This is a genomic window from Actinomycetota bacterium, assembly GCA_030682655.1.
Lineage (GTDB): Bacteria > Actinomycetota > Coriobacteriia > Anaerosomatales > JAUXNU01 > JAUXNU01.
In genome coordinates, this window is record JAUXNU010000112.1 from 1 (window position 1) to 24,062 (window position 24,062).

At 64.2% G+C, this 24,062-nt stretch carries 28 protein-coding genes and 1 tRNA gene; 20 read left to right on the plus strand and 9 right to left on the minus strand.

From position 1 onward, the window contains the following. The 14 genes from Q8K99_06375 to pth all read left to right on the plus strand — a co-directional run. Positions 1-534, plus strand: a 534-nt coding sequence (locus Q8K99_06375) for a methionine--tRNA ligase (GenBank protein ID MDP2182177.1), incomplete at its 5' end; no start/stop codon positions are given. A gap of 20 nt (positions 535-554) precedes the next feature. Continuing rightward, positions 555-1,415 carry a TatD family hydrolase gene (locus tag Q8K99_06380; protein MDP2182178.1) on the plus strand — a complete coding sequence of 287 codons (861 nt, stop codon included), beginning with the start codon at positions 555-557 and terminating at the stop codon, positions 1,413-1,415. A gap of 5 nt (positions 1,416-1,420) precedes the next feature. Continuing rightward, positions 1,421-2,056 carry a flavodoxin family protein gene (locus Q8K99_06385; protein ID MDP2182179.1) on the plus strand — a complete coding sequence of 212 codons (636 nt, stop codon included), beginning with the start codon at positions 1,421-1,423 and terminating at the stop codon, positions 2,054-2,056. 123 nt (positions 2,057-2,179) lie between these two features. Continuing rightward, positions 2,180-3,196, plus strand: coding sequence for a 3D domain-containing protein (locus Q8K99_06390; GenBank protein ID MDP2182180.1), 1,017 nt, complete (start codon positions 2,180-2,182; stop codon positions 3,194-3,196). Positions 3,197-3,205: 9 nt separating this feature from the next. Continuing rightward, positions 3,206-4,072, plus strand: coding sequence for a 16S rRNA (adenine(1518)-N(6)/adenine(1519)-N(6))-dimethyltransferase RsmA (gene rsmA / locus Q8K99_06395; GenBank protein MDP2182181.1), 867 nt, complete (start codon positions 3,206-3,208; stop codon positions 4,070-4,072). A 53-nt stretch (positions 4,073-4,125) separates the two neighbouring features. Beyond that, entirely contained in the window at positions 4,126-4,407 is a 282-nt protein-coding gene (locus Q8K99_06400) for a Veg family protein (protein MDP2182182.1), read from the plus strand. Between the two features lie 69 nt (positions 4,408-4,476). Beyond that, on the plus strand, positions 4,477-5,373 hold the full coding sequence (ispE, locus tag Q8K99_06405) for a 4-(cytidine 5'-diphospho)-2-C-methyl-D-erythritol kinase (GenBank protein MDP2182183.1): 897 nt from the start codon (positions 4,477-4,479) through the stop codon (positions 5,371-5,373). Further along, positions 5,370-6,164, plus strand: coding sequence for a nucleotidyltransferase family protein (locus Q8K99_06410; protein MDP2182184.1), 795 nt, complete (start codon positions 5,370-5,372; stop codon positions 6,162-6,164). The genes ispE and Q8K99_06410 overlap by 4 nt, the downstream gene beginning before the upstream one ends. Before the next feature lie 66 nt (positions 6,165-6,230). Next, positions 6,231-6,527 (plus strand): septation regulator SpoVG, encoded by a 297-nt coding sequence (spoVG, locus tag Q8K99_06415; protein MDP2182185.1) that lies wholly within the window; start codon positions 6,231-6,233, stop codon positions 6,525-6,527. A 93-nt stretch (positions 6,528-6,620) separates the two neighbouring features. Beyond that, positions 6,621-6,695, plus strand: a tRNA-Gln gene (locus Q8K99_06420). Positions 6,696-6,745: 50 nt separating this feature from the next. Beyond that, complete coding sequence (glmU, locus tag Q8K99_06425; protein MDP2182186.1) at positions 6,746-8,128, plus strand: bifunctional UDP-N-acetylglucosamine diphosphorylase/glucosamine-1-phosphate N-acetyltransferase GlmU; 1,383 nt, start codon at positions 6,746-6,748, stop codon at positions 8,126-8,128. An 18-nt stretch (positions 8,129-8,146) separates the two neighbouring features. Further along, entirely contained in the window at positions 8,147-9,109 is a 963-nt protein-coding gene (locus Q8K99_06430; GenBank protein ID MDP2182187.1) for a ribose-phosphate pyrophosphokinase, read from the plus strand. A 61-nt stretch (positions 9,110-9,170) separates the two neighbouring features. Further along, positions 9,171-9,818, plus strand: a complete 648-nt coding sequence (locus tag Q8K99_06435) for a 50S ribosomal protein L25 (protein MDP2182188.1) — start codon at positions 9,171-9,173, stop codon at positions 9,816-9,818. A gap of 8 nt (positions 9,819-9,826) precedes the next feature. Then, positions 9,827-10,396 carry an aminoacyl-tRNA hydrolase gene (gene pth, locus Q8K99_06440; protein MDP2182189.1) on the plus strand — a complete coding sequence of 190 codons (570 nt, stop codon included), beginning with the start codon at positions 9,827-9,829 and terminating at the stop codon, positions 10,394-10,396. A 21-nt stretch (positions 10,397-10,417) separates the two neighbouring features. Here pth and Q8K99_06445 read toward each other — a convergent pair whose 3' ends face one another. Beyond that, complete coding sequence (locus tag Q8K99_06445) at positions 10,418-11,638, minus strand: peptidoglycan DD-metalloendopeptidase family protein (protein MDP2182190.1); 1,221 nt, start codon at positions 11,636-11,638, stop codon at positions 10,418-10,420. A gap of 163 nt (positions 11,639-11,801) precedes the next feature. Between Q8K99_06445 and Q8K99_06450 the strand changes: the two genes are divergently transcribed. Further along, positions 11,802-12,152: a DUF4870 domain-containing protein gene (locus tag Q8K99_06450; GenBank protein ID MDP2182191.1), complete on the plus strand. Its 351-nt coding sequence runs from the start codon at positions 11,802-11,804 to the stop codon at positions 12,150-12,152. Positions 12,153-12,172: 20 nt separating this feature from the next. On the opposite strand, the gene Q8K99_06455 is transcribed toward Q8K99_06450, so the two are convergent. After that, positions 12,173-13,237 carry an FAD:protein FMN transferase gene (locus Q8K99_06455; protein ID MDP2182192.1) on the minus strand — a complete coding sequence of 355 codons (1,065 nt, stop codon included), beginning with the start codon at positions 13,235-13,237 and terminating at the stop codon, positions 12,173-12,175. A 103-nt stretch (positions 13,238-13,340) separates the two neighbouring features. On the opposite strand from Q8K99_06455, the gene Q8K99_06460 reads away from it, so the two are divergent. Continuing rightward, positions 13,341-14,180: a sulfide/dihydroorotate dehydrogenase-like FAD/NAD-binding protein gene (locus Q8K99_06460; GenBank protein ID MDP2182193.1), complete on the plus strand. Its 840-nt coding sequence runs from the start codon at positions 13,341-13,343 to the stop codon at positions 14,178-14,180. An 80-nt stretch (positions 14,181-14,260) separates the two neighbouring features. Further along, entirely contained in the window at positions 14,261-15,625 is a 1,365-nt protein-coding gene (gltA, locus tag Q8K99_06465; GenBank protein ID MDP2182194.1) for an NADPH-dependent glutamate synthase, read from the plus strand. Here the strand turns inward: gltA and Q8K99_06470 are convergent. Next, entirely contained in the window at positions 15,622-15,846 is a 225-nt protein-coding gene (locus Q8K99_06470; GenBank protein MDP2182195.1) for a hypothetical protein, read from the minus strand. The genes gltA and Q8K99_06470 overlap by 4 nt on opposite strands. A gap of 304 nt (positions 15,847-16,150) precedes the next feature. Between Q8K99_06470 and Q8K99_06475 the strand changes: the two genes are divergently transcribed. Beyond that, positions 16,151-16,900 carry a LytTR family DNA-binding domain-containing protein gene (locus Q8K99_06475; protein ID MDP2182196.1) on the plus strand — a complete coding sequence of 250 codons (750 nt, stop codon included), beginning with the start codon at positions 16,151-16,153 and terminating at the stop codon, positions 16,898-16,900. Further along, positions 16,900-18,048 (plus strand): hypothetical protein, encoded by a 1,149-nt coding sequence (locus Q8K99_06480; protein ID MDP2182197.1) that lies wholly within the window; start codon positions 16,900-16,902, stop codon positions 18,046-18,048. The genes Q8K99_06475 and Q8K99_06480 overlap by 1 nt, the downstream gene beginning before the upstream one ends. Positions 18,049-18,182: 134 nt before the next feature. Here Q8K99_06480 and Q8K99_06485 read toward each other — a convergent pair whose 3' ends face one another. The 4 genes from Q8K99_06485 to Q8K99_06500 all read right to left on the minus strand — a co-directional run bounded on the left by Q8K99_06485 (position 18,183) and on the right by Q8K99_06500 (position 21,516). After that, the gene (locus Q8K99_06485) at positions 18,183-18,662 is read right to left on the minus strand and encodes a hypothetical protein (GenBank protein MDP2182198.1); all 480 of its coding nucleotides are present in this window, start codon (positions 18,660-18,662) and stop codon (positions 18,183-18,185) included. 265 nt (positions 18,663-18,927) lie between these two features. Then, positions 18,928-19,692: a hypothetical protein gene (locus Q8K99_06490; GenBank protein MDP2182199.1), complete on the minus strand. Its 765-nt coding sequence runs from the start codon at positions 19,690-19,692 to the stop codon at positions 18,928-18,930. A gap of 138 nt (positions 19,693-19,830) precedes the next feature. Then, on the minus strand, positions 19,831-21,195 hold the full coding sequence (locus Q8K99_06495) for a PFL family protein (GenBank protein MDP2182200.1): 1,365 nt from the start codon (positions 21,193-21,195) through the stop codon (positions 19,831-19,833). A 45-nt stretch (positions 21,196-21,240) separates the two neighbouring features. Beyond that, a complete protein-coding gene (locus Q8K99_06500) occupies positions 21,241-21,516 on the minus strand; it encodes an ACT domain-containing protein (GenBank protein MDP2182201.1) in 276 nt (91 codons plus the stop codon). A gap of 105 nt (positions 21,517-21,621) precedes the next feature. Between Q8K99_06500 and Q8K99_06505 the strand changes: the two genes are divergently transcribed. Beyond that, positions 21,622-21,840 (plus strand): DUF951 domain-containing protein, encoded by a 219-nt coding sequence (locus Q8K99_06505; GenBank protein MDP2182202.1) that lies wholly within the window; start codon positions 21,622-21,624, stop codon positions 21,838-21,840. 26 nt (positions 21,841-21,866) lie between these two features. On the opposite strand, the gene Q8K99_06510 is transcribed toward Q8K99_06505, so the two are convergent. Both Q8K99_06510 and Q8K99_06515 read right to left on the minus strand, forming a co-directional pair. Beyond that, positions 21,867-22,715 (minus strand): hypothetical protein, encoded by an 849-nt coding sequence (locus Q8K99_06510; protein ID MDP2182203.1) that lies wholly within the window; start codon positions 22,713-22,715, stop codon positions 21,867-21,869. A gap of 86 nt (positions 22,716-22,801) precedes the next feature. Further along, entirely contained in the window at positions 22,802-24,040 is a 1,239-nt protein-coding gene (locus tag Q8K99_06515; protein MDP2182204.1) for a CapA family protein, read from the minus strand. Positions 24,041-24,062 lie beyond the last annotated feature (22 nt).

The window sequence follows — 24,062 nt, forward strand, 5'->3', positions numbered from 1 at the left end:
TCGATGGTCCAGCGCTACAACGGCGATCTGGCGAACGACTGGGGCAACCTGTGCTCCCGCCTGTTCAACATGACCGAGAAGTACCTTGATGGCGTTGTTCCGGCCAGACCCTCCTTGGCGGACACAGATGCGGACGGGACGCTCAAGGCCATTGCGGGCTTCCTTCCGGAGAAGTACGAGGCGGCCATGTCACGCCTCGACTACGTGGCGGCGCTCGAGGCAACTTGGGATCTTGTGAAGGATGCGAACCGCTACATAGAGAACGAAGCACCATGGAACCTTGCAAAGGCCGAGGAAACGCGCGGCCGCCTCGAGGCAGTGCTCTACAACGCGCTTGAGTCGGTGCGAATCGCGGCATTGTTCTGCGCACCGGTGATGCCGGAGACGAGCGCTGACGTTTGGCGTCGACTGGACCTTGGGGATATCCAGCGCGTAACCGATATCGCCGCCGAGGGCCGGTGGGGTCAGCTGCCGGAGGGCAACAGGGTGAGCAAGGGCGAGCCGCTATACCCTCGTATCTACGAGGACAAGTAGGCACTGCAAGGGAGATCGGAATGGTGAAGGGACCGGTTGAGCTGCCCCGTGTCGGCGCGCCGACGGCGGACACTCACGCACACCTGGACATGCTGGACGACCCTGCGGGCGCCCTTGAGCGTGCTGCGGTCATGGGGGTCGTGTACATCCTGACGATCGCCGATGTCACCGAATCGCCCCGCGCCACCTACGAGCACCTCCCGAACTGGCTGGCCGTCGCCCGCCAGAGGCTCGACGACTGGGACGTCCCACGCGATCTGCAGCCTCACGTCCGTGTCGTCGTCGGGGCGCACCCCCACAATGCCAAGGACTACGACGACGCGGCCGAGAAGGAGCTCCTGGCGTTGCTAGATGAGCCTGAGACCGTTGGCGTCGGGGAGATCGGCCTCGACTTCCACTACGACCATTCTTCGCGCGATGATCAACGCCGCGCCTTTCGTGCCCAGCTCACGATCGCCGTCGAGAGGAATCTCCCGGTCGTCATTCACTTGCGGGAGGCGCACGAGGAGGGTATCGCAATCCTGGAGGAGATCGGCATTCCGACTGCCGGGTGCGTCGTGCACTGCTTCACCGGTGACGAGGAACTCGCCAAGCGCTTCCTGGATCTTGGCTGTTACATCTCGTTCGCCGGGCCGGTCACCTTCAAGATGGCCAGCGCCATCCGGTCGGCCGCGGCGGCGGTGCCGCTCGAACGGCTCTTGGTCGAGACGGATAGTCCCTTCATGGCTCCCGAACCGCACCGCGGTCGCACGAATGAGCCTGCCTGGGTCACGCTCACGGTCGAGAGAATCGCGGAAGTGAAAGGCGTCCATGCGGCAGTGGTCGCTGAAGCGTGCCTCGAGAATGCACTCGAGGTCTTTGGCGAGACCAAGGGAGAGTAGCCTGCGTGGCCCGCGACCCGATTTCGGGCGCGCCGCGTATCTTGTGCATCGCCGGCAGCCCAAGACGCCACGGGAATAGCGAGCGCCTTCTGGACGCCTGCGCCGCGGGCGTCGAGTCGGCCGGTGGCCTCGCCGAGACCCTCGTCGTCGTGGAGCGGGACATTCGTCCCTGCCAAGGATGCAACGCCTGTTCGTCCACGGGCGAGTGTGTCGTCCAAGACGGTATGCAGTCGGTCTACCCGATGCTTGATGCCGCCGCCGCGATCGCCATATCGTCTCCGGTCTACTTTGCTACCGTACCTGCGGTCCTCAAGGCGCTATACGACCGCTGCCAGCCGTACTGGGCACGTACTCACGTGCTGCACGAACCTCCGCCCGCAAGGCGTCAGGGCGCGCTCATGCTTGTGCGTGGGGGTGGCGATCCCTATGGGTTCCAGGCGGCCGTGTACACGACCAAGAGCGTCTTCGCGGGGCTCGGGGTGGACTATGCGGCGGAGCTCAAGGTAGAGGGACCGGACTCGCCGAGCGACATCGGGCGTCATCCGGATGCACTGCGAGATGCAGCCGAGATCGGGGCACAGATGGTACGCACTGTCCTCCATGACGGTGATGCGCTGGAGTGCGGACCAGCCTCGGACTGACCCTTCTGCGCTGTCTCCGAGAGGCTTGTTCCGTGGCGACCTGGCGGTTTGTGGGCGTCGGAAAAGTTCGGATATACTAGGCATTCGTCCCGTTGCCAGACTGTTGAGTTTCGAGAGGGTTGTATGGGAGAACGGCCGGCCAGCCCGGCGCGATTCCTCAAACCCCACTACATAGCCGCAGCTCTCATCCCAGTAATCATCGTTCTCCTGAGTGTCACTGGATTCGTATGGGCACATAAGGGCATCACCCTCGTTGTCGATGGGGACTCCCGCTACATCAAGACCCAGGCTGAGGATGTCGCCGGGCTGCTCGACGAAGCCGATGTCGTCATCGGCGAGGGAGATGTCGTGACACCCGCCGGGGATGCTTCCCTTCAGGACGGAATGTCAGTCGTCGTGTGTCACGCAGTCCCTGTGACTTTGTCGTTGTCAGGCGACCGCATTCGTCTGTATGTCGTCGGGCAGACGGTCGCCGATGCGCTTGTGGCGGCCGGAGTCGATGCGGGTACCGGGACTGTTGCGGATCCTCCGCTTGAGACGCCCCTCACTCCCAACATGCTGATCACCGTCAACGACGTCTTCCTTCGCGTGGTGCAGGAAGAAGTCGAGATACCGTTTGAGACCGTCACCGAGCGGGACGCATCTCAACCGCAAGGCGCGCGCGAGGTTATCACTCAGGGAGTGCCGGGCCGCATGCTTCGTATATACCGGGTCGTGGTCACGGACGGCGTCGAAGGCGCTCGCACCCTCACGGCGGAGCGGGTTCTGATCAAGCCGGTGGACGAAGTCGTCGCGGTTGGAATCAAGCGCTCCTCTGGGCGTTTGACCATTTCGCGCGGGAAGTCGAGGCCCCCCTCTTCGGGGGAGAAGATCTCCGTAGTGTCAACTGCCTACGCCCCCGGTGTTGACGGAGTTGACTGGCGTACGGCCACGGGCGCGCGCGCCGGCTACGGCGTTATCGCGGTCGACCCGAGCGTCATTCCCCTCGGCACCCACGTCTACGTTTCCGGATATGGATACGCGGTTGCCGCCGACACGGGTGGCTCCATCCGGGGAAATCGTATCGACGTGTGCTTCGACACCAGGGCCGAGGCGATCGCCTGGGGCCGCCGCACCGTGACCGTTACCATCCTGCCGTAGGGGTCGCACGTGCCTCACTCACCGCTGGCCACGCCGCGGGCGACAATCGACGTGCTCGAGGCTCACGGACTGCGCCTTCGGGCGTCTCTGGGCCAGAACTTCCTGGTTGACGACAACATCGTCGGACGCATCCTGGCGCTGGCGGCGCTTTCCGGGGACGAGTCCGTGCTGGAGGTCGGACCGGGAATCGGGACGCTCACGCTTGCTTTGTGTAGGGTGGCTGGAGCTGTGGTCTCGGTGGAACGCGACGAGCGATTCGCTCGCGTCCTCGCGGACACGGCCGAGGAGTGCGACAACCTCTCGGTTGTCATGGGCGATGCGGTGAACGTCCCCTCCCACGAACTGCGGACCCGCCTCGGCCCACCGACCGATTTCGTCGCGAACCTGCCCTATGGGGTGGCAGCGACGGTCATCCTCCGCTACTTCCAGGAGATCGACTCACTCGAAACAGCCGTGGTCATGGTTCAGGCCGAGGTTGCGGACCGCATCTCCGCGGTGCCCGGTACCAAGGACTACGGGTCGTACACGGTCAAGCTGAAGCTTCAGGCCGACGTTGCGGGTCGTTTCGCCGTGTCCCGCACGTGCTTCCTGCCGCCCCCGCGGGTCGATTCGGCAGTCGTGCGTCTCGAAAGGCGTGTGCACTCGGAGTCGCCCGAGGTCGTAGCGGCTGCCTCCCGGATGGCAGATGCGGCGTTCGCCCAGCGCCGCAAGACACTTCGCAATTCTGTGCGGGCGGTGCTTGCCGCCGACGCGGACCACATCGAGTCTGTGCTCGCGGCCTCCGGAATCGACGGTTCCCGTCGCGCCGAGACACTTTCGGTGGAAGAGTACGTCTTCCTTGGCCGGAATGCGCTCGAATTGGGCCTTCTACCTTGAGTTTCGCCTTTTCCTGGGGTATAATGCCCGTTTGAGCCAGAAGGAGGATGTGTATGGATTTGCAGTCCCAGCATGAGGTAGTCGGGCGCATTCGCGGAGATCTCGAGTCCCTCATGGGAACGCGAATGCGTCTGAAAGCGAACATGGGTCGCTCAAAGATCATCGAGCGGGAGGGCACCCTAGAACAGACTCATCCGTCTCTGTTTGTGGTCAAAGTGGACGAGAAGCGAGATCGGACGGCCCGTGTGTCATACAGCTACGTGGACGTCCTAACGGGAACAGTTGAACTGACGCACGTCGATAGCGGAGAGAACCTGCTGCCCTGGCTGAACTAGCAGGAGCGAAATCGGCAGAAACGACGACGCGGGGCCACAACGCTCCGCGTCGTGTCGTTAGGGGAGTGAATGGGTCCGTCCGTAGTTGCCGTCAAGGCCCACGCGAAGGTCAATCTGTATCTGGAGGTCGGCGCGAAGCGCCCTGACGGATACCACCGGGTCGACACGGTGCTGCACACCCTTGCACTCCACGACACCGTGACAATCCGCGAGGCAAACGGACTAAGCGTGGTCTGCGCGCCCGATATCGGGGTGGCGCAGGAACACAACCTCGTCTACCGAGCTGCGGTGTCGCTCGCTGAGACGCTCGGCCGGCGGGTGGATGTCGCGATATCTGTCGACAAGCGCATTCCCGACGGAGCAGGCCTTGGAGGCGGCAGCTCGGATGCCGCAGCCACACTGGCGGGTCTTGCGATGATGTGGGAAGTCGATCCGGAAGACCCGCTGCTCATCACGGTCGCTGCCGCGCTCGGTGCGGACGTCCCCTTCTTCCTTGGCGGCGGAGCTGCGCTCTATGCTGGCCGAGGAGACGAACTCGTGACCGCCCTGCCTCCCATGTCCGTGCCTGTTGCACTGGTCAAGCCGCGCGAGTCGGTGTCGACCGGCGCGGCCTATGAGGCGTTCGATCGGCTCCCGCATTCGGCAGGTCCTGGAGCGAATCGCCTCTCGGACGCATTGCGCGCGGGGGATAGGGTAGATACGGTCGCGTCGCTTCACAACAACATGACGGAAGCGTCCGTGGGGCTGGTTCCGGCCATCGGTGAGGCGCTAGCATGGTGTCAGTCGGCACGGGGTGTTCTCGGCGCTGCGATGGCGGGGAGCGGGTCGGCGGTGTTCGCTGTGTGCGAAGACGCCGGGGCGGCGGACCGGATTGCACGGGACTCGAGCATGCAGGGCTGGTGGGGATCTTCCACCACCACGGCTCCGGAAGGCGCGGTAGCGGTCAGAGTGGAGGAGCGGCAGTGAAGGTCGATGTTGTCATTCTTGCGGGGGGCGACGGTGCCGTCATCGACCCCGCGTGCCGGTTCAAGGGCCTCGTGACGATCGCCGGCAAGCCAATGGTGGAATGGGTTGTCGACGCAATGAGGGACGCTGAACTCGTCGCCGAGGTGGCCGTCGTCGTTCCCAGTGCGGAGGACTTGGGTGTGTGGGCAGATTCCGTAGACAAGCTGGTCATTTCCGACGGCTCCTTCCTCGACAACCTTCTGGCCGGCATACGATCGTTCCGCTCCGACAGGCGTGTTCTCCTGGCGACCGGCGACGTTCCTGCCCTCACAGGAGAGGCAGTGGACGACTTCGTGAGCCGCAGTCTGACCTCAGGGGCGGACTTCACCTATCCACTCATCCGCAGGGCAGACATGCTCGAGCAGTTCCCGGGCAGCGAACGGACCTTCATCAAGCTGCGGGACGGAGAAGTCACCGGCGGGAACATGATGGTCGCCAATCCGGTGCTCGCGGAGCACTGTCGTGAAGTCGGCCAAAGACTGTTCGACACCCGGAAGAACGCCGTGCAGATGGCGCGCGTCCTTGGCTTCCGGTTCGCGTTCAAACTCGTCACCGGCCGCCTCGAAGTCGCCGAGGTCGAGGACAAGATTCGCGACTTGCTAGGGGGAAGCGGAGCGGCCGTATACACGCCATATGCGTCCATCGGGGCCGATGTCGACAAGCCGGTGGATGTGGTCGTTACCGAACGCGTGCTGTATGAGGGGTCAGCTCGCGGTAGGATTGTGGGGACCGGCGCAGAATCAAACAGCTAGAACTCGGGTCTCGGTACTATGGGGGTGTCCGAAGGCCAGAGTGCCGCCAAGGGGGGAACAAGCACGATGGACATCACAAAGGTGACCCTGCGCCCGGTCTCGATGAACAAGGTGTGCGCGATAGCAAGTATCGTGCTGGACGACGCCTTCGTCGTCCACGACCTGCGGGTTGTCAACGGCGACAAGGGTTTGTTCGTGGCGATGCCGTCCCGGAAGCTTCCGAGCGGGGAGTTTCGCGACATCTGTCATCCGATCAACACGGACACGCGGTCGCGCATCCAGCAGGCCGTACTCGATCAGTTCAACGTCGAGGGCGGTGTGGGCGCCTTCGCTGCTGCTGCCGCCGCAGTGCCAGGCGAGTAGTACGCCGTCTCCCTCCCGGTTCGACATCTGCTCGTGCGTGTGAGCGCGTCCCGGTTGACGCTGCCCACACCCATTCATACACTCGGTATGCTCTGGGGCGTAGCCAAGTGGCAAGGCAGCGGACTTTGGCTCCGCCATCCGTAGGTTCGAATCCTACCGCCCCAGCCATTCAGCCTTGACCGGGAAACCCGTTTCAGCACATGACCGAAGGAGCGCACATGAGCGCAGTGGCCCTCATCCTGGCCGCGGGCGAGGGGACTCGGATGAAGTCCGACATCCCCAAGGTCGCACACCGGCTCCTTGGCGAGCCGATGGTGCGTCTCGTTGTGCAGGCCGCTGCGGAAGCCGGTTGTGAGCGGGCTATCGTCGTCACCGGTCATCGCGCCGATATTGTCGAGACGCTTGTCGAGGATGTGGGGTTCGTGCGCCAGGACCGCCAGCTCGGAACAGGGCATGCGGTCATGTGCGCGCGTGACGCACTCGCGGACTTTGGCGGTTCGCTCGTGGTGCTCTCCGGCGACACGCCACTGCTGCGGCCCGAAACCATTCGCGCGCTTGTGGACGAGCGCGAGTCGACCGGTGCTGCTGTTGCGGTACTCACGACCCGTATGTCCGAGCCCACCGGCTATGGGAGGATCGTCCGTTGCCCGGACGGTACGGTGGAGCGAATCGTGGAGCAGAAGGACGCTTCCGCCGCCCAGCTCGCGATCGACGAGATCAACACCGGCACATACTGCTTCGACTCCCGCGCTCTCTTTGAACACCTGGAGCGGCTGGACACGGACAATGCCCAGGGCGAGTACTACCTGACCGACATGGTCGCCATCTTCGCGGCCGAGAACCTGGGCGTGGCCGCTGTCATGACCGAAGACCCGATGGAGACCATGGGCGTCAACAGCCGTGTCCAGCTTGCCGAAGCATCAGGTGTGCTGCAGCGCCGCATCAACGAGCGGCATATGCTCGCCGGTGTGACCATGACCGATCCGGGACTCGTATGGATCGGGCCGCGCGTGGAACTCGGTCGCGATATCGTGATCGAGCCGATGACGTTCCTCATGGGCGATACCCGCATCGGCGACCGGGTGGTTCTGGGTCCCGGCACGCGCATCACCGACTCCTTCATCGCCGAGGATGCGACCGTCGATTCTTCCGTAGTCACGGGCGCGAGCGTAGGTCCCGCGGCTACCGTCGGGCCCGTCGCGTATCTCAGGCCAGGCACGGTGCTCGGAGCACGCGCGAAGGCGGGAACCGCCGTCGAGATCAAGAACTCCACGGTGGGCGAGGGTTCGAAAGTCCCGCACCTCTCCTACATCGGGGACGCCACGATAGGCAAGGAAGTGAACGTCGGAGCGGGTACGATAACGTGCAATTACGATGGTGTACGCAAGCACAAGACCGTCATCGGCGACGGCGCTTTCATCGGCTCTGATACCATGCTCGTAGCTCCGGTTCGAATCGGCCGCGGAGCGGTCACCGGTGCGGCGAGCGCAATCACGCGCGACGTCCCCGACGACGCCCTCGGAGTCGAGCGTTCGGAGCAGCGCACGATCGAAGACTGGCTCGAGCGCAAGAGCGGAAGTTCGACCGGTGAGAACGACTAGGGAGTGAGTGGACAGACGATGAGCGAGTCTGGCAAGCGCATGATGGTCTTCAGCGGGACCTCCAACCCCGAGCTCGCCGAGGGCGTTGCGAGTCATCTCGGTATCGAGCTCGGCAACGTCAAGATCTCGAAGTTCGCCAACGGCGAGATCTACGTGCGTTTCCTTGAGTCGGTCCGTGGAGCAGATGTGTTCCTGCTCCAGTCGATCAGCGCACCAGTCAACTCGTCGCTCATGGAGCTGCTCATCATGGCCGATGCGGCCAAGCGAGCGAGTGCGCGGACGATCACCGCTGTGATCAGTCACTATGGATATGCCCGTCAGGACAAGAAGTCCGCAGCTCGCGAACCGATCACGGCCAAGCTCGTTGCGGATCTTCTGACCACCGCCGGCGTGGACCGCGTGATCGCGATGGATCTGCACCAGGGTCAGATACAGGGGTTCTTCAACCAGCCCGTGAACCATCTCACGGCGCTGCCGATCCTCGAGGATTACTTCCGCAGTCTCAATCTCGAGGACGTGTGCATCGTGTCCCCGGATGTGGGCCGCGTGAAGGTCGCCAAGAAGTTCGCCGACATGCTCGGAGCATCGTTGGCCATCATGCACAAGGGCCGCCCGCAGCACAACGTCGCAGAGATCACGCACGTCATCGGTGAGGTCGAGGGCAAGAACTGCATCATGATCGACGACATGATCGACACGGCGGGCTCGGTATCCGAGGGTGCCAAGAGCCTGATGAATTCCGGAGCGCGTTGCGTCTACGTGTCGGCAACGCACGGCATATTCTCACCGCCGGCTTTCGAGCGGATCGAGTCATCGCCGATCGAAGAGGTCGTTGTGACCAACACCTTGCCGGTGCCCGAGGACAAGCGCGGCAGCAAGATCAGGGTACTGTCGGTCGCGCCGCTGTTTGCGCATGCCGTCCAAAACGTGTACAACGACGAGTCGGTGTCCGAGCTCTTCGATCCGGACTTCCAGCTATAGTCACGAGACAAGGCACGCGGCGAGCGCACGACGCCGCCGCTCGAAAGGAGAACGCGAGATCATGACCGAGAGCACCACGATAATCGCACGACGCCGCGACATCATCGGCAAGGCGAACCGCCGCATGACCGATGAGATTCCCGCTATTCTGTACGGAACCGGCCGCGAGGCTCTGCCCGTCGCTGTCGACCGGCACGACTTCGAGCTGTTCATAAGCCACCACGGTGCGGGCTCGACGCTCGTCTCCATCAGCGTTGAGGGCGAAGCCACGCCCGTCAACGCCATGGTCAAAGAGGTTCAGACGAGCCCGGTGAAGGGCACGATCCTCCACATCGACTTCCTGGCCGTACGCATGGACCAGATCATCCAGGCATCGGTCGGTCTCCACTTCATCGGCGAGAGCCCCGGCGTGAAGGCCGGCGGTGTTCTGATGCAGAGTGTCCACACGGTCACCGTCGAAGCGCTGCCGGCGGAGTTGCCGGAGGCTATCGAGATCGATGTCTCCGCGCTCGAATTGGGTGATTCGCTGCACATGAGCGATCTCGTCGGCCCCGAGGGCGTCACCATCGTGGACGACCCCGAGGTACTCGTCTGCTCCGTGACGACGCCGACCGCCGAGCCCGTCGAAGAGGAACTCGTTGCCGAGGAAGGCGCGGAGCCGGAGGTCATTGGCGAAGAGTCTGACGACGGGAAGTCCGAGGAGTCGTAGGGCAACAGATGGCCCATCTGGTCGTGGGCCTGGGCAATCCAGGCCCGGAGTACGGCAATACGCGGCACAACGCGGGGTTCATGGTCGTCGAGCTGCTCGGCGAGAACCTCCGGGCGTGCTATTGGCGGGACGATGCAGGCGCCAAGACGGCCGTGGTGCGCTTTGGCGACGACGATCTCGTGCTGGCAAAGCCGCAGACCTTCATGAACCTTTCGGGCAAGACGGCGGTCAAGCTCTGCGCCGCCTACGAGGTCCCATTGAGCAGCCTCGTGGTCGTACATGATGACCTCGACCTGCCGCTCGGGACGGTGCGTGCCAAGCGCGGCGGCGGCCATGGAGGGCACAACGGGTTGCGTTCCGTCACAGAGGAGCTCGCCTCCGATGCGTACGGGCGCGTCCGCATCGGTATCGGGCGCCCTCCGGGACGCATGGATCCCGCCGATTTCGTGCTCGAGCCAATGAGCGCCCGCGTCGCCGAGGAACTTGCGGCATCCATACCGGCCGGCGCCCAGGCGGTCATCCACATCCTCGAGCACGGGATCGAGGATGCCATGCAGGAGTTCAATACGCGGGAATAGGGCTTGCGCCGTCCTTGGCGCCTACTGCAGGTAGTTCATCGGATTCTCGCTCGCGTACTCGCTGCCGTTCCACACGCGCACCTCGAAGTGCAGGTGCGGACCGGTCGAGTAGCCGGTAGATCCCACTTCGGCGATGTGTTGGCCCTTGACGACCGCCCGCCCGTTCGAGACGAGGATGCCCCCGTCGAGCAGGTGGTTGTACGTGGAGACGACGCCGTCGCCGTGGTCGACCCAGACCACGTTGCCGTATCCGCCGTTCCAGCCGTAGCTGGTCTTGATGACGGTTCCGTCACCGGAGGCCACGACATCGGCGCCCGAACTCGCACTGATGTCGATGCCGTGATGGAACTTCTTGGTTCCGAAGATGGGGTGGATGCGCCAGCCGTATGCCGAGGAGAGCGATCCTCCCGGAACGGGCCAGGCCATGACGCCGTTGTAGACACCGCCACCCTGCGAGGCCCGCATGGCCGAGGCGATCCGCGCAGCCTCGCGCTCCTCCTCCTCGGCCAGTGCTTTCATGCGGGCGGCATCCTTCTCGGCCGCCTCCATCATCGCGTTCTTCTGATTCTGAACAGCCCGCTGCTGGTTCGCAACGGCCTGGCGTGCGCCGCGCATCTCGCGGAGGTTCTTCTCGACGGTCTCTGCCTCGGCGCGTTTCGCCGAGACGGTCGAGAGATCCCGATCGAGTTCCGCCTTTGCGGTCTCGAGGTCGGTCTTGGTTGCGGCGAGACCGAGCGCGATGTCGTTGTTCGACTCGATGACCCGTTGCACGAGGGTCGTGCGGGCGATGAGGTCGCTGAAGTCCTTCGCCCCGAGGAGTAGTTCGAGGTAGAAGAAGTCGCCTTGCTTGTATGAACTCGTCATCCGGGCCTCGAGCAGCGCCTGCTGTCGCTCGAATTCCGCCTGGGTGGCGGAGATGGCAGCCTCCTTGGCACCGATGTTCGCGCGTAGCTGCGCCACCTCGGCGCGGAGGCGCGATGTGCGCGCAGAGGCGTCGGCGATCTGCGGGTCGAGCTTGGAGACCTCGGCCTGGAGACCGGAGATCTTCTCGTCGAGAGCTCTCGTCTCGGCCGCCAGCTTGTCGGCGAGGTCCTCGGCTTGCTGTTGCGCCTTGCGTGCGTCGATAGCGCGCTGTCTGGCGGCGTCGAGTTCGGCCTGGGTGGCAGCACCGGACATGGCGATGCCGGAGAAGACCATGATGATGGCGAGGAGGATCGAAAGATATGCGCGGCAACGTCTCATGCTGTGGTTCCTCCGGACAGCGCAAGCTGCGATGTTGGGTTTAATGCCGCCGGAAGGCGCAGTTCCGTTCCCATGGTAGCAGCGAGAAGGGGTATATTCAACGTGGGAAGAGGAAGCCTCTCCCAACGGTCTTGCTGAAGACAAGGAAAGGAAGATGTCCCAGATGGACGACAACATGGGCACTCCCGATGTGACGACAGATCGTCCCGGTCCCGTGAACGACACCAGCAAGTTGCTCGCTGCGCTCGGCTACGTGATCTGGCCGGTGGCTCTCGTCGCTATCCTTATCGATCCGTACAAGGACGAGAAGTTCGTGAAGTTCCACGCTGTCCAGGCGCTTGGTCTCAACCTCGTGATCTACGTGCTGTCAGCTGTCACGACACCGGTATTCGGACTCGGTATCGTTGTTGGAATCGTGGGGTTCATCTACAGCATCATTCTTGCCGTGAAGGCATACAGCGGCGAGAGCACCGAAGTGCCGGTCATCTACGGTCTGGTCAAGAACTACATCTAGCATTGCTCGTACGGTTGTGATCAGGGCTTCTCGGAGCCTGAGCCCTCAGTGATCGAGAACGACGCACCTTCGGGGGCGGGCACGGTTTGTGCCCGCCCTTCGCTGTCCACGAGAAACAGCGCCAGCCCGCTCTCGAGCGCGTAGGCAGGCGCGCCGTCGGGCCCCGCGACGAACAGCGCGGTCGAAAGGATGTCCGATTCGACCCCGCTTGATGCGCCGATCACGGTCAAAGACCGAAGCCCGGACGCGGGGAGGCCGGTCGCGGGATCGAGAATGTGGTGGTACCGCACGCCGTCTCGCTCGAAGTACTGCTGGTAGTCACCTGACGTTGAGACCGTGAACGGTCCGGTTCCGCGTGCGACCGCCACGACCGAACTCGTGTCGCGAGGATCCTCGATTCCGACCTGCCACTGCGACCCGTCGGGCTTGCTGCCCATCGTTACCGTCGTGCTGCCGCTCGTCAGGATCGCGGCATCCACGGCTCCGCTGCTTGCGAGCGTACGGAGCGCCTCGTCAAGCGCCAGCCCCTTCGAGGCCCCGCCGAAATCGAGCGACGGCGGCGGCACGGTGCCCGCCTTGCCCAGCCCGAACGGCTTCAGGTAGATGTTCCGGCCGCGGCGCTCGAGGCGCGGCTCCAGCACTGCATCGAGCTCCGCCGCGGTGGGCACGTGTCCCGAACCCCCGAAATCGTAGAGACCCACTGCTGCACCGATGGTGACCGAGAACTGTTCCGAGACACCCAGACGTTCGACGCTGTTCAGGATCTCCAGCGAGTACGGGGGCAGGGGTGCCCGTATCGCGTTCTTGGCAAGGTACGCATTGGCGGCTGAGATGGCCGAGGACGCGTCGTAGCTGTCGAGTTGGCCCGCGACACGGTCCATGGCGTCAAAAGCCGCGTCGACGGCGTCCCCCACGGCTACGCGGTCCTCGCCGTAGGCGGTGACGGTCACTACCGTGCCGAGTTTCTCCCGGGCATCCACGACCGGATCGTTGCGGTCGCACCCGGCTAGCGCGAGCGATGATGCACACAGCGCGGCTACCAGCGACACGGTCCCAAGGACCGAAAGTGCGGCCTTTCTTTCCACGGTGCCTCCAGCGATTGCCTGATGGGCGGGGCTTAGTATACTTGTCCGACGCGTCACTGTGGAACGCGTTGGCGCATGCAGCCACTTGGTCGCGGGAGGCCGGATGTTCCCGATCGTGCACACACGACAGCTCTCGGAGTCTGTCTTTGAAATGGGTGTCGAGGCTCCCCGGATCGCACGCAAGGTGCGGGCGGGGCAGTTTCTGATGCTGCGCGTCGACGATGCGGGCGAGCGCATCCCGCTCACCTTCAGCGACTGGTCTGCCGAGGAGGGCTGGGTCCGCTTCATCTTCATGCGCGTCGGCAAGACGACGCACAAGCTCTCTCACCTCGGCGTCGGGGATTCGCTTGCGGATGTCGTGGGGCCCCTTGGCAAGCCCACCGAGGTGGAGGGGCTCGGTCGCGTCGCTGTTGTCGGCGGAGGTGTCGGTGCCGCCGTTGCGTATCCGGTTGCGCGGGCGATGGCGGAGGCGGGCTCGCAGGTCACGGTGATCCTTGGCGCGCGGGCCGAGGAGCTGCTCATCCTGCGCGACGAGTTCACGGCGATTCCGGGCGTGGAGCTCGTCGTGACCACCGATGATGGCTCGGCAGGTCGCAAGGGGCTTGTGACCGCGCCGCTCAAGGAACTCTGCGAGGCCAAGGCGATCGACCACGCGATGGCCATCGGACCCGCGATCATGATGAAGTTCTGCGCCGAGACGACCCGCGAGTACAAGGTGCCCACCACCGTGTCGCTCAACCCGATCATGGTCGACGGCACGGGGATGTGCGGCGCGTGCCGGGTGAGCGTGGGCGGCGTGACCCGGTTCGGGTGCGTCGACGGGCCCGATTTCGACGGGCATGCCGTCGACTTCGAAGAGCTCCTGAGCAGGCAACGCGTCTATGTCGATGACGAAAGGCTCGCCGATTCCGAGTACTCCAAGGAGTGCTCATGCCACAAGTAGACGACATGCACCCCGACACTTCCGGCGAAACGGGCCCCGAGAAGCCGCGCCACAAGCCCTCGCGCGGGCCGCGCACGGCGATGCCGGAGCGTCCAGCCGCCGAGCGCGCGCAGGACTTCGATGAGGTCGCGCTCGGCTACACGGAAGAGCAGGCCGTTGCCGAGGCGATGCGCTGCCTACAATGCAAGAACCCGACCTGCCAGCAGGGCTGTCCGGTCAACATCGACATCAAGGCCTTCATCGGCCACATGATCGACGGCAACTACGCCGACGGCGTGTCCGTGCTCAAGGAGCGCAACGCGTTGCCCGCGGTGTGCGGCCGTGTGTGCCCGCAGGAGGAGCAGTGCGAGATCGCGTGCGTTCTCGCCAAGAAGGGCGACCCGGTCGCGATTGGACGGCTCGAGCGCTGGCTCGGCGACTTCGACCTCGCGTGCGACCTCGAGCACCGGTGTGTCCCGGTCGTTGGTGAGCCCACGGGCAAGCGAGCCGCCGTGATCGGCTCCGGACCGGCAGGCCTGGCGTGCGCGGGGGAGCTGGCTCGCCTTGGCCACGGGGTGACGATCTTCGAATCGCTACATGCGCCCGGGGGAGTGCTCACCTACGGCATCCCGGAGTTCCGGCTGCCGATGCACGTTGTCGGCGTCGAGATCGACATGCTCTCGCAGATGGGCGTCGAGATCGTCACCGACATGGTCGTTGGCGCCACGGTCACCATCGACGAACTCCTGGCCGAGGAGGGCTTCGACAGCGTATTCATCGGCAGCGGGGCGGGTCTGCCGGTATTCATGGGAATTCCCGGCGAGAACCTGGGCGGCGTCTACTCGGCCAACGAGTTCCTCACGCGCGTCAACCTGATGCGCGCCTACGAGTTCCCGCGCGCCGACACACCTGTGTGGCGCGGTCGCAAGGTGGCGGTTGTCGGCGGCGGCAACGTCGCGATGGACTCCGCGCGTACCGCATTGCGGCTTGGGGCGGACGAGGTGTTCTTGGCGTACCGGCGTACCGATGAGGAGATGCCGGCTCGTCGCGAAGAGGTCCACCACGCCCGCGAGGAGGGCGTCCAGTTCAAGATGTTGTGTTCGCCGGTGGAGATCACGGGCCACGACGGCTGGGTGACCGGTATGGTCGCGACGCGGATGGAGCTAGGGGAGCCGGATTCGAGCGGTCGGCGCGCACCGGTGTGCGTGATGGGGTCGGAGTTCGTGATCGATTGCGACACCGTGATCATCGCGGTGGGGACCCGGGCTAACCCCCTTCTCAGCAAGGCGGCTCCGAACCTCGAGCTGACGAGCCGGGGATACGTGCTCGCAGATGATGACGGGGCAACGAGCATCCCGGGCGTGTGGGCTGGAGGCGACATCGTGACGGGGTCGGCGACCGTCATTCTGGCGATGGGGGCTGGCAAACAGGCTGCGCGCGCGATGGACCGCTACATGCGCGGCTAGGCTGCGTTGCGCTTGCCAGCGGTGTAGTTGGCCGGAGTGCGGTCAACTCGACGAAGAGCTGGTGATTGGCGCGCAACCCCTGTGCGGATACGGATGGAGCGGTCTGGCGGAATGGCGATCTCATTTCGAACGAACCGTCCCGCGGCTCGTTCGGTGAGCAGCAACATGCAAACGTAGCCCACAGAGAATGTGCCGTAGACAACTACGTCGATGAGAGCCATGATCGCTGTTCGCTCCTTCAGTGTGGGTTGCCGTTCAGCCTTACTATCGAACCGTTGGTCGCATCAACATGAGGATAACGCGACAGACGGATACCTTGTGTACCCGCCATCACACCGTTGAGCTGTTCGGAAGACGGGCTACACGCCGTTAAGAACCCGCTGCAGCCTTTGGGCGCCAACGCAGCAGTCACCGCCCGTTGCGCACCCCAAGGTGCTCTCTCATCGGCCGACGGGGTATACTGAGAGGCATAATGCAAGGATGAACGGCGCTATGCGTCGTTTGGCGACCGCGGGGATGGTGCCAGTGGCGACCGAAGCTGCGAACGTGCTGGTCATCGACGACGACGAGTCCATCGTCGAGATGATCAAGATGGGGCTCGAGGCCGACGGCATGAAGGTCCACAGCGCCGGCGACGGAGCCGAGGGGATCGAAGTCCTGAACCGCGAGCTTGTCGATGTCGTTGTTCTCGATATCATGATGCCCCGCGTGGACGGCTGGATGGCCCTCATGGAGATTCGCAACAATCCCATGACGGCCGACCTTCCCGTGATCATGCTGACGGCCAAGACCCAGGACCTCGCGAAGATCCTTGCGTTCAAGCAGGGCGTCCAGCAGTACGTCACCAAGCCGTTCAACATCCTCGAGCTCTCCGCGCGCGTGGAAAGTCTCGTCAAGGGTCGCCGCCGCATGATGGGCGAGTCGGTCAGCGCGGGCGAAGCGGACTTCCGCAAGCTCGCCGTCCGCAAGGGTGGCAGGACCGTCCTGCTCACGATCGACGACATCGTCATCATCTCGGCGCGCAACAAGTCCACCTACGCACACACATACGAGAACCAGTATCTCGTTGACCTCACCCTCGGCGAGCTTGAAGGCAGGCTGGCCAAGGAATCCTTCGTTCGCGTTCACCGCAGCTACATGATCAACCTGAACAAGATCAAGGAGATCCTGCGAGTCGACGGTCAGTACGTCGTGGTCGTGTCCGATCGCGACGAGACCCACGTTCCGGTCGCGCGACGCCAGGTGCGCGCGTTCCGCGAGGCGGTGGGTATCTGATGCTTCGACCGTCTGTACGCCGCCGGGTCCTACTGGCGGGGCTGCTCGCTTTCGCCGTGCTCATTGGCGTGCCGGCCAGTTCGTACGCCGTCAAGACCCTCGCGCTGTCCACGGCCTCGTTCAAGTTCGAGGTTGCAGGCGGCAAGACGGTGGGCGGCGTGGTCAAGGTGGCCAACGACGGCGATGAGCCCATCAAGGTGCTCGTCTACGCGGCGAACCAGGAAGTGGACGAGCAGGGCAACGTCACCTACGTCGCTCCCAACAGGGCGGACCTGTCGTCGATGGCGAGCCCCGCCACGTGGGCGAAGGTCACGATGCCGGCCGACAGCAAGTCGGCGGGCAACATCCCCTACATCGAGATCGAGCCGGGCGAAGAGATCCCCATCAAGTTCAGCTTCACGCCACCCCAGGGCGTGGCACCCGGCGATCACAACGCCATGTTGTTCTTTGAGATGTTCGATTTCCCGGAGGGTGGGGACACGTCGCAGTCGCAGGTCACGGGGCGGCTCGGGGCTCGGGTGAGACTGCGTGTCGCGGGGGACATCGTGGAGCAGATGGAGGTCCGGCCATTCGAGCTTCCGTCGTTCGTCGTGGGTGACTCGATACCGTACTCGTTCTCCCTGCGCAACTTCGGCAACGTCGATCAGCGGATGACCGCTGATGTTCTGCTGCTCAACCGGGCGGGCGAGGAAATTGGACGGCAGACCGCCATAGCTTCGAAACTCGTCTTCGCCGATGAGAGCCTCGCGGCGACGGGGACAATCTCCCCTCCCAGCCCCCTTGGGCACTTCACCGCGCAGGTGCTCGCCGCAGCTGTGGACGACGATGGAGTACCGATCCCCGGAAAGCAGACGCTCGTGAAGGAGCTTTCCGCATGGATCGTACCGCTGTGGTTGGTGGCCGCCGCGGGTGTAATCGCGGGACTGCTTGTTCTCGGGCTCATCTGGTGGCTCGCGGGGCGCAGTGCTGTCCGCCGGAGCCGGAAACGCGATGATACGGATGCCGATCCCGGGCGCAGGAACTCGCGTTCGAGCAAGCGCCAGGAGTCCGATGAGCGCAGGGCTGCTCGAGAAGCACGGCAGCGTGGGAGCGAAGGCGAAACGCCGGAGCCCACAGGCAAGGACGGCGAGTCCGAGTACGGGGACTGACGCATTGGGAAGTCCCGGGCTACGGAGCCGCGCACGGTAGGTCGCGTGCGCGTGGGTGCGACGCGAGTGAACGCAAAGAAGCCCCCGGCGTGTGCCGGGGGCTTCTCCTTGAGCTTAAGCTTGATGTGAGCGTTCTAGTTCTGGGTGACGGTGTAGGTGACCGTGTCGACGTAGGTGCCGGGGTTGACGGTCCACGCGACGGCCGGAATGTCGTAGCTATCCGTGAAGGAGACGTTCTGGCCCTTGGCGCCAGTGGCAACGCCCAAGCCAGGAGCGTAGCTCATCGTCATGCCGAAGACTGTGACGAGATCGTTGCCAGCCACGGCCTTGTCGATGGCGAACGCCTTGTTCGAGGACACGAGGATACCGACTGCCTTCGCGGCGGGATCGTCGCCAGGGTTCAGCGAACCGAAGTCGAGCGTCTGGGCCGCGTCCGGAGTCGTGAGCGACAGCGTCAGTTTGGGGTTGACGACTGCGCGGACGGTGACGCTTCCAGATGCGGACTGGTTCGGTGCGCCGGCGCCAGGATAGACGACCGTGTCTGCGGTGGCATACGCAACGAGGCCAAATACGACGGCGACGATGAGGATGCTTACTACGACTAGCTTCTTCATTTGGTGCCTCCCTATTCCGGTCTTTCAGATGTGGGCGTTCGTCTGTCGTGTGCAGTACGTTTGCCCTGCCCTTGCAGAAGAACGCCGCGTGGTTCGCTTGGTGCTGTTTCGCGTCGTCTTCCCTTACAGTCTCTGAAATCGGCAATAGTGACGGAGAGCACAATGACGTCATGACAACAGGCATGAATGCGAGATGAACGGTAGCCGAACGGCACGGAAGAGCTGACGAGCGGAGCAAATGGGCACTTGCGGCTACGTGCGGGGGCTACTGCGCAACGGTGTAGAGCACCGTCGCAGTGAGCGGGACCGAGGGGTCTGTGGTCCACGGAGGGTTGAGCGTGTAGTCGTCGACCCACGACACGTTGGTGCCGATGGGCTTCGCGCCCGTTGCCGTACCCGTCACGACGAGGCCCATCTTCGCGGTGTCCCCGGAGATGGCACGTGTGATCGTATAGGCGAGCGTCGACGTGACCTGGACGGTGACCTGGAGCGGTGCGGTCACGACGCCCGGGTTAACGGCTCCGAAGTCGACACTCTGTCCTGCATGCGGAGTCGTGATCGACACGGAGAGGTAGTTGCCCGTGATCGTGTAGTCGCCGGTCGGGAGTGCCGTCGTTCCCGTCGGCACGCCGTTCAGGTCGGTTGTCCAGAACGTCATGTTCCCGGCGTTGTACGTTCCTGCGGGGGGATTCGTGATTCCGCCGATGTCGACATTGAACGTCGTCCTGTCAGGAATGACGGGGTTGCTGAAAACGATGCGCACGGTCTGACCCGTGACTGTGACTGTTCCCGGCGGGTCGATGGCTGTTGCTCCGGACACGATCGTGCCGACAGGGAACGTGATCTGGCATCCCGTCACCAGTTCCTTGTTGTCGGTGCGGTAGCGGCCGGAGGAATACACAGCACCCGTTGAACCCGCAGCGGCGGGCGTGACTGTCGTCTGGATAGCACCAAGAGTCTTCACCGCATGTACGGACGTTGGCAGCGCCAGCGCCAACACAAACAGGCCGAGGGTGAGCACACCGCCCATCAGCCGTTTCGCGTGCACAGTATGTAGTCGGGGTCGATGCATCAGATGTACCCGTGCTTCGCCAGGGTGACCCGTCTCACTAGTATAGTCGGTAAGAACTGCCGTTCGCTTCATGTGGTGCGTGACGAGCGGCAAGAGCTAGTTGCGCAGACTCCCGAGGGGAGCAGGTACGCGGCCACCACGCCGGACCAGGCGCGAGCCAGCCCAGGCGTTCACCGCCATGATGGGCGCCGAGCCGAACAGCCCTCCATACTCGACCGTGTCGCCCACGGATTTCCCGACGACCGGTATGAGTCGGGTGGCGGTGGTCTTGCCGTTGATGACGCCGATCGCGCATGCGTCGGAGATTATCGCGGCAATCGTCTCTGCGGGTGTGTCCCCCGGAATGGCGATCATATCCAGGCCCACCGAGCAGACCGCCGTCATGGCCTCCAGCTTCTCAAGGGTCAGGGCGCCGTCGTTGACCGCGCGCACCATGCCCATGTCCTCTGACACAGGTATGAAGGCGCCTGAGAGCCCGCCGATCGAGCTCGTCCCCATCGCGCCACCCTTCTTGATGGCGTCATTGAGAAGCGCAAGCGCTGTCGTGGTCCCGGGTCCGCCGCAGCGCTCAACCCCTATCGCCTCGATGATGTCGGCGACGCTGTCGCCGGGGGCGGGCGTGGGGGCGAGTGAGAGGTCGACAATGCCCATCGCAACGCCAAGCCTCCGGGCTGTCTCGCGCGCGATCAGTTCTCCCACGCGGGTGATCTTGAACGCCGTCGCCTTGATGGCCTCGGCCACGGTGGTCAGGTCGGCGTCCTCGGCAAGTGCGGAGACTACGGCGCGGACCACACCGGGGCCGGAGATGCCCACGTTGATGACCGCGTCGGCCTCGCCTGGTCCGTGCATCGCCCCGGCCATGAACGGGTTGTCCTCGACCATGTTGCAGAAGATCACGAGCTTCCCGCAGCCGAAGCCGTCTTCGTGCGCTGTGAGTGCGGCCGTTTCCCGGATGACCTCGGCCATGCGGAGGACCGCGTCCATGTTGATCCCCGCGCGTGTGGAAGCGACGTTGACCGACGAGCAGACGCGCTTCGTGCTCGAAAGGACGGCGGGAATGGAGTCGATCACGCGCCGGTCGCCTGCGCCGATGCCCTTCTGCACGAGCGCGGAGAACCCGCCGATGAAGTCGACGCCCACCTCGTGAGCCGCGCGGTCGAGCGCCACTGCGAGCGGGGTCACGTCGGTCACGTCGCATGCGGCCGCAAGGTTGGCGATCGGGGTGACGGCGATGCGCCGGTTGACGATGGGGACGCCGTACTCGGCCTGGATCGCCTCGGTGGTCGGTACGAGCTTCTCTGCACGTGAGCACACCGCCTCGTAGACGTTGGCCGCCATCGTGTTGAGATCAGGGTGGGCGCAGTGGTCGAGTGACATGCCAAGAGTGACCGTGCGTATGTCGAGGTTCTGCTGGGTGATCATCAGCAGCGTCTCGACGATCTCCTCGGGAGATAGGTTCATCGTTGCTCCTGTCGTGGTGCGAAGGGCCCGTCCGGGCCGTAGCGTCTAAATGCGGTGCATGTACCGGAAGACGTCCTCGCGCTGAAGGGTCACCTGTAGCCCGAGACCCTCGCCGACCTGCGACAGATGGCGCTGCAGCTCGTCGAATGGCGTGGCGTCCTCGTCGACGGTGACGAGCATGGTCATCGAGAAGATCCCGCTGATGATGGTCTGGCGGATGTCTTCGATGTTGGCGCCCGATTCTGCGAGCACCTTCGAGATGCCGGCTACGATGCCGACCCTGTCCTCGCCGAGGACGGAAAGGATAGCTGGCGTATGCATGATTCCCCTCCAGGAAGTGAGCTTGTGTGGCGGTTATACTCCCTTATACCGTGAGATGTCGCGCGTGACACGTGCGCGGAGAGTGGCAGAGGAGGCTTCACCGGCGTGGCAGTGCCCATCACACCCGTTCGCGTTGGCGATGTGGTCAAGCTCAAGAAGCCCCATCCTTGCGGCGGAAACGAGTGGGAGATCACGCGCGTGGGCATGGACATCGTGCTGCAGTGTCTGGGGTGCGGCCGCAAAGTGCGCCTCGTGCGATATGAGTTCGACCGGCGCTTTCGGGGCTTCGTGAGGCGGTCTTCGCACGAGCAGAACGACTCGTAGGGCTGTCTGCCTCGAGGCACGGACTCCTAGGAGCCGCCCGCCGCATCGAGCTTGCCCGGCACATCCATCTTGTTGAGCTGAAGGTGCACGTGGTCGCCATCGCTCTTGGTATAGGCGGAGATCTGGGGCGTGACGCGATTCGCCAGCCGACGCACCGACGCGATTGGGGTCACTCCTCCCACGACGCGGTCGCCTTCCGAGATTGTGACTTTGTCGACGTGAATGAGCACGACGTCGACCTCGGGCCAGCCGGTCGGCTGGATATGTATCTCGTAGTCGTCGTACTCGTCGTACAGCTTGTAGGCCTTCACCTTGATGACCTTGCCTGTGACCGGGGAGCGAACCTGCGTCCCGGCGACCGCTCCGACATCCGCCGCGGAGTCGGGTTTCCCACTGCGGTTGGACCTCCACATCCGCAGGACCGCGCCCGTGAGCTTCTGTGGGGTGCCGTCCGTTGATGCTGGCTGGGGTTCTCTGCCCGTCCCCTTGTTGTTGAACGCCTTCGTCATGTTCGCGTCGGGCAGGAGTGACTCCATGTGCAGTACCTGGTCACCGGATGCCTGGTGGAAGGCCAGCTCGGTCAGTTTGCTTGCGGGAACCGGCAGATACAGGTAGAGGCTGCGGTACGTGGCGAAGAACGGTGTGGGCGAGCAGTCAGCTTCGCCATACACAGCGACCTCCTCGGCAGGTATGCTTGGTTGGGTCGCCTGTGCCGAGGAAGGCGGTTCGCTTGCGTTGAGTCGCCATCCGACCAGCAGGGCCACGAGCACGGCGCCGCACAGGACGAGGGCCTGGAGTGTTTGGCGTCGCCGGCGGATCTGCCGCCGCCGCTCGCGCGCTGAGGCGCCGCGGAGGCGGACGCCCGTGTCGCGCATCGGCTCCAGCCTCGAGGCGCGTGCCGGGGACGCGGGGCGCACCCGCCCCTGCCCGTCGACCTCAAGTCGCTTGCGCTCCTGCGGGCTCACGGGAGAACCTGCGCTCTGTTGTCGCGAATCTTCACGTTCGTGCCGTGTTTCGCCGAAATGTCGGTCAGGCGTTCCAGGATGACGGTAGCCTCGGAACCCTGTACCAGCTTAGGTGCTCCGTATGTATCGAGGTAGACCGGGATCGCGGAAACGTCCGTGACGCCGCCGGGTCCGAGCGATGCATTGAGCACGAACGCCTCGCCGGTCTTGCGAGAGTAATGGTCGAAGACGAAATCGCCAAGGGAGTACGCGATGAGTCGCCCCTTGTAGAACTCGATGCCTTGTATGACATGAGGGTGATGGGCGAGCACCATGTCGGCCCCGGCGTCGATTGTCGCGCGCGCGTCACGGACCTGGTCGCCGTTGGCGTCGTCCTTGTACTCGACACCCCAGTGGAACGACACGAGCACGTAGTCGTACTTCTTCTTGGCGGACCGCACTGCCTCGGTGACGTTGTCCATATTGTTGCGTCCCTGCGCGAGGCCGGCCTTGCTCGACGTCGCGACGAATCCCGGCGGCAGGATGTGGCTGAATGCCAGGTACGCTGCGGTTGTGCCGCCGTCGAGCTCGATGACGGCCGGCTTCCACGCGGCGTCGCGATCAGCACCGGCCCCCGCGTGAGCGATTCCGGCGTCGCCGAGAGCGCTCACCGTGTCCGCAAGCGCGTCCGGCCCGTAGTCGAGAACGTGATTGTTCGCGATGGATAGGAAGTCGAAGCCGGAAGCCGTCAGGCCGATGATGGCGCGGGGGTCTCCTCGGAAGGTCACGTCCTTGTCGGCGTCCATCGTGCCGCCGTCCGACAGCGGACTCTCGAGATTTCCCACCGTGAGATCGGCCCGGCCAAGGAGGTCCGCGACGTGTCGCAACGGAGCCGCGCCACCGCTGGCGCGGATGAGCTCCTTTACGCGGCGGTCGAAGATCATATCGCCGACCGCAGAGATCGTGATCGTCGCGGGCCGGCTGGCCTCGGGATCGGGCGCAACTGTGTGCTCGACGGTCGCGACCGGGCGGGGGTCGGGCGGAGCGTATGCGCCGGGAGCCGCGGCTTCCGAATCTTGGGAGGACTTAGGGAGGCCGACCGCGAAGTAGACCGCAGCAACGGCGAGTGCGACCAGAAGGGCGGCTGCAGACACGAAGACGACGCGAATCCGGCTCCGACGGCGACGCCGGGAGCGCATGTCCGTCCGGTTGTGGGGGGAGTTCGACTGCATGCGGTTGGGTCGTGTCGGGGCCATCTTGCGCCCCCAGATTATAGCG

Bases quoted from the DNA above. Each gene is read 5' to 3' on its own strand.
- Q8K99_06380 (MDP2182178.1), top strand. From the start codon at position 555: ATGGTGAAGGGACCGGTTGAGCTGCCCCGTGTCGGCGCGCCGACGGCG.
- Q8K99_06390 (MDP2182180.1), top strand. From the start codon at position 2,180: ATGGGAGAACGGCCGGCCAGCCCGGCGCGATTCCTCAAACCCCACTAC.
- Q8K99_06400 (MDP2182182.1), top strand. From the start codon at position 4,126: ATGGATTTGCAGTCCCAGCATGAGGTAGTCGGGCGCATTCGCGGAGAT.
- ispE (MDP2182183.1), top strand. From the start codon at position 4,477: ATGGGTCCGTCCGTAGTTGCCGTCAAGGCCCACGCGAAGGTCAATCTG.
- spoVG (MDP2182185.1), top strand. From the start codon at position 6,231: ATGGACATCACAAAGGTGACCCTGCGCCCGGTCTCGATGAACAAGGTG.
- glmU (MDP2182186.1), top strand. From the start codon at position 6,746: ATGAGCGCAGTGGCCCTCATCCTGGCCGCGGGCGAGGGGACTCGGATG.
- Q8K99_06430 (MDP2182187.1), top strand. From the start codon at position 8,147: ATGAGCGAGTCTGGCAAGCGCATGATGGTCTTCAGCGGGACCTCCAAC.
- Q8K99_06435 (MDP2182188.1), top strand. From the start codon at position 9,171: ATGACCGAGAGCACCACGATAATCGCACGACGCCGCGACATCATCGGC.
- pth (MDP2182189.1), top strand. From the start codon at position 9,827: ATGGCCCATCTGGTCGTGGGCCTGGGCAATCCAGGCCCGGAGTACGGC.
- Q8K99_06445 (MDP2182190.1), bottom strand. From the start codon at position 11,638: ATGAGACGTTGCCGCGCATATCTTTCGATCCTCCTCGCCATCATCATG.
- Q8K99_06450 (MDP2182191.1), top strand. From the start codon at position 11,802: ATGGACGACAACATGGGCACTCCCGATGTGACGACAGATCGTCCCGGT.
- Q8K99_06460 (MDP2182193.1), top strand. From the start codon at position 13,341: ATGTTCCCGATCGTGCACACACGACAGCTCTCGGAGTCTGTCTTTGAA.
- gltA (MDP2182194.1), top strand. From the start codon at position 14,261: ATGCCGGAGCGTCCAGCCGCCGAGCGCGCGCAGGACTTCGATGAGGTC.
- Q8K99_06470 (MDP2182195.1), bottom strand. From the start codon at position 15,846: ATGGCTCTCATCGACGTAGTTGTCTACGGCACATTCTCTGTGGGCTAC.
- Q8K99_06480 (MDP2182197.1), top strand. From the start codon at position 16,900: ATGCTTCGACCGTCTGTACGCCGCCGGGTCCTACTGGCGGGGCTGCTC.
- Q8K99_06485 (MDP2182198.1), bottom strand. From the start codon at position 18,662: ATGAAGAAGCTAGTCGTAGTAAGCATCCTCATCGTCGCCGTCGTATTT.
- Q8K99_06490 (MDP2182199.1), bottom strand. From the start codon at position 19,692: ATGGGCGGTGTGCTCACCCTCGGCCTGTTTGTGTTGGCGCTGGCGCTG.
- Q8K99_06495 (MDP2182200.1), bottom strand. From the start codon at position 21,195: ATGAACCTATCTCCCGAGGAGATCGTCGAGACGCTGCTGATGATCACC.
- Q8K99_06500 (MDP2182201.1), bottom strand. From the start codon at position 21,516: ATGCATACGCCAGCTATCCTTTCCGTCCTCGGCGAGGACAGGGTCGGC.
- Q8K99_06510 (MDP2182203.1), bottom strand. From the start codon at position 22,715: ATGCGCGACACGGGCGTCCGCCTCCGCGGCGCCTCAGCGCGCGAGCGG.
- Q8K99_06515 (MDP2182204.1), bottom strand. From the start codon at position 24,040: ATGGCCCCGACACGACCCAACCGCATGCAGTCGAACTCCCCCCACAAC.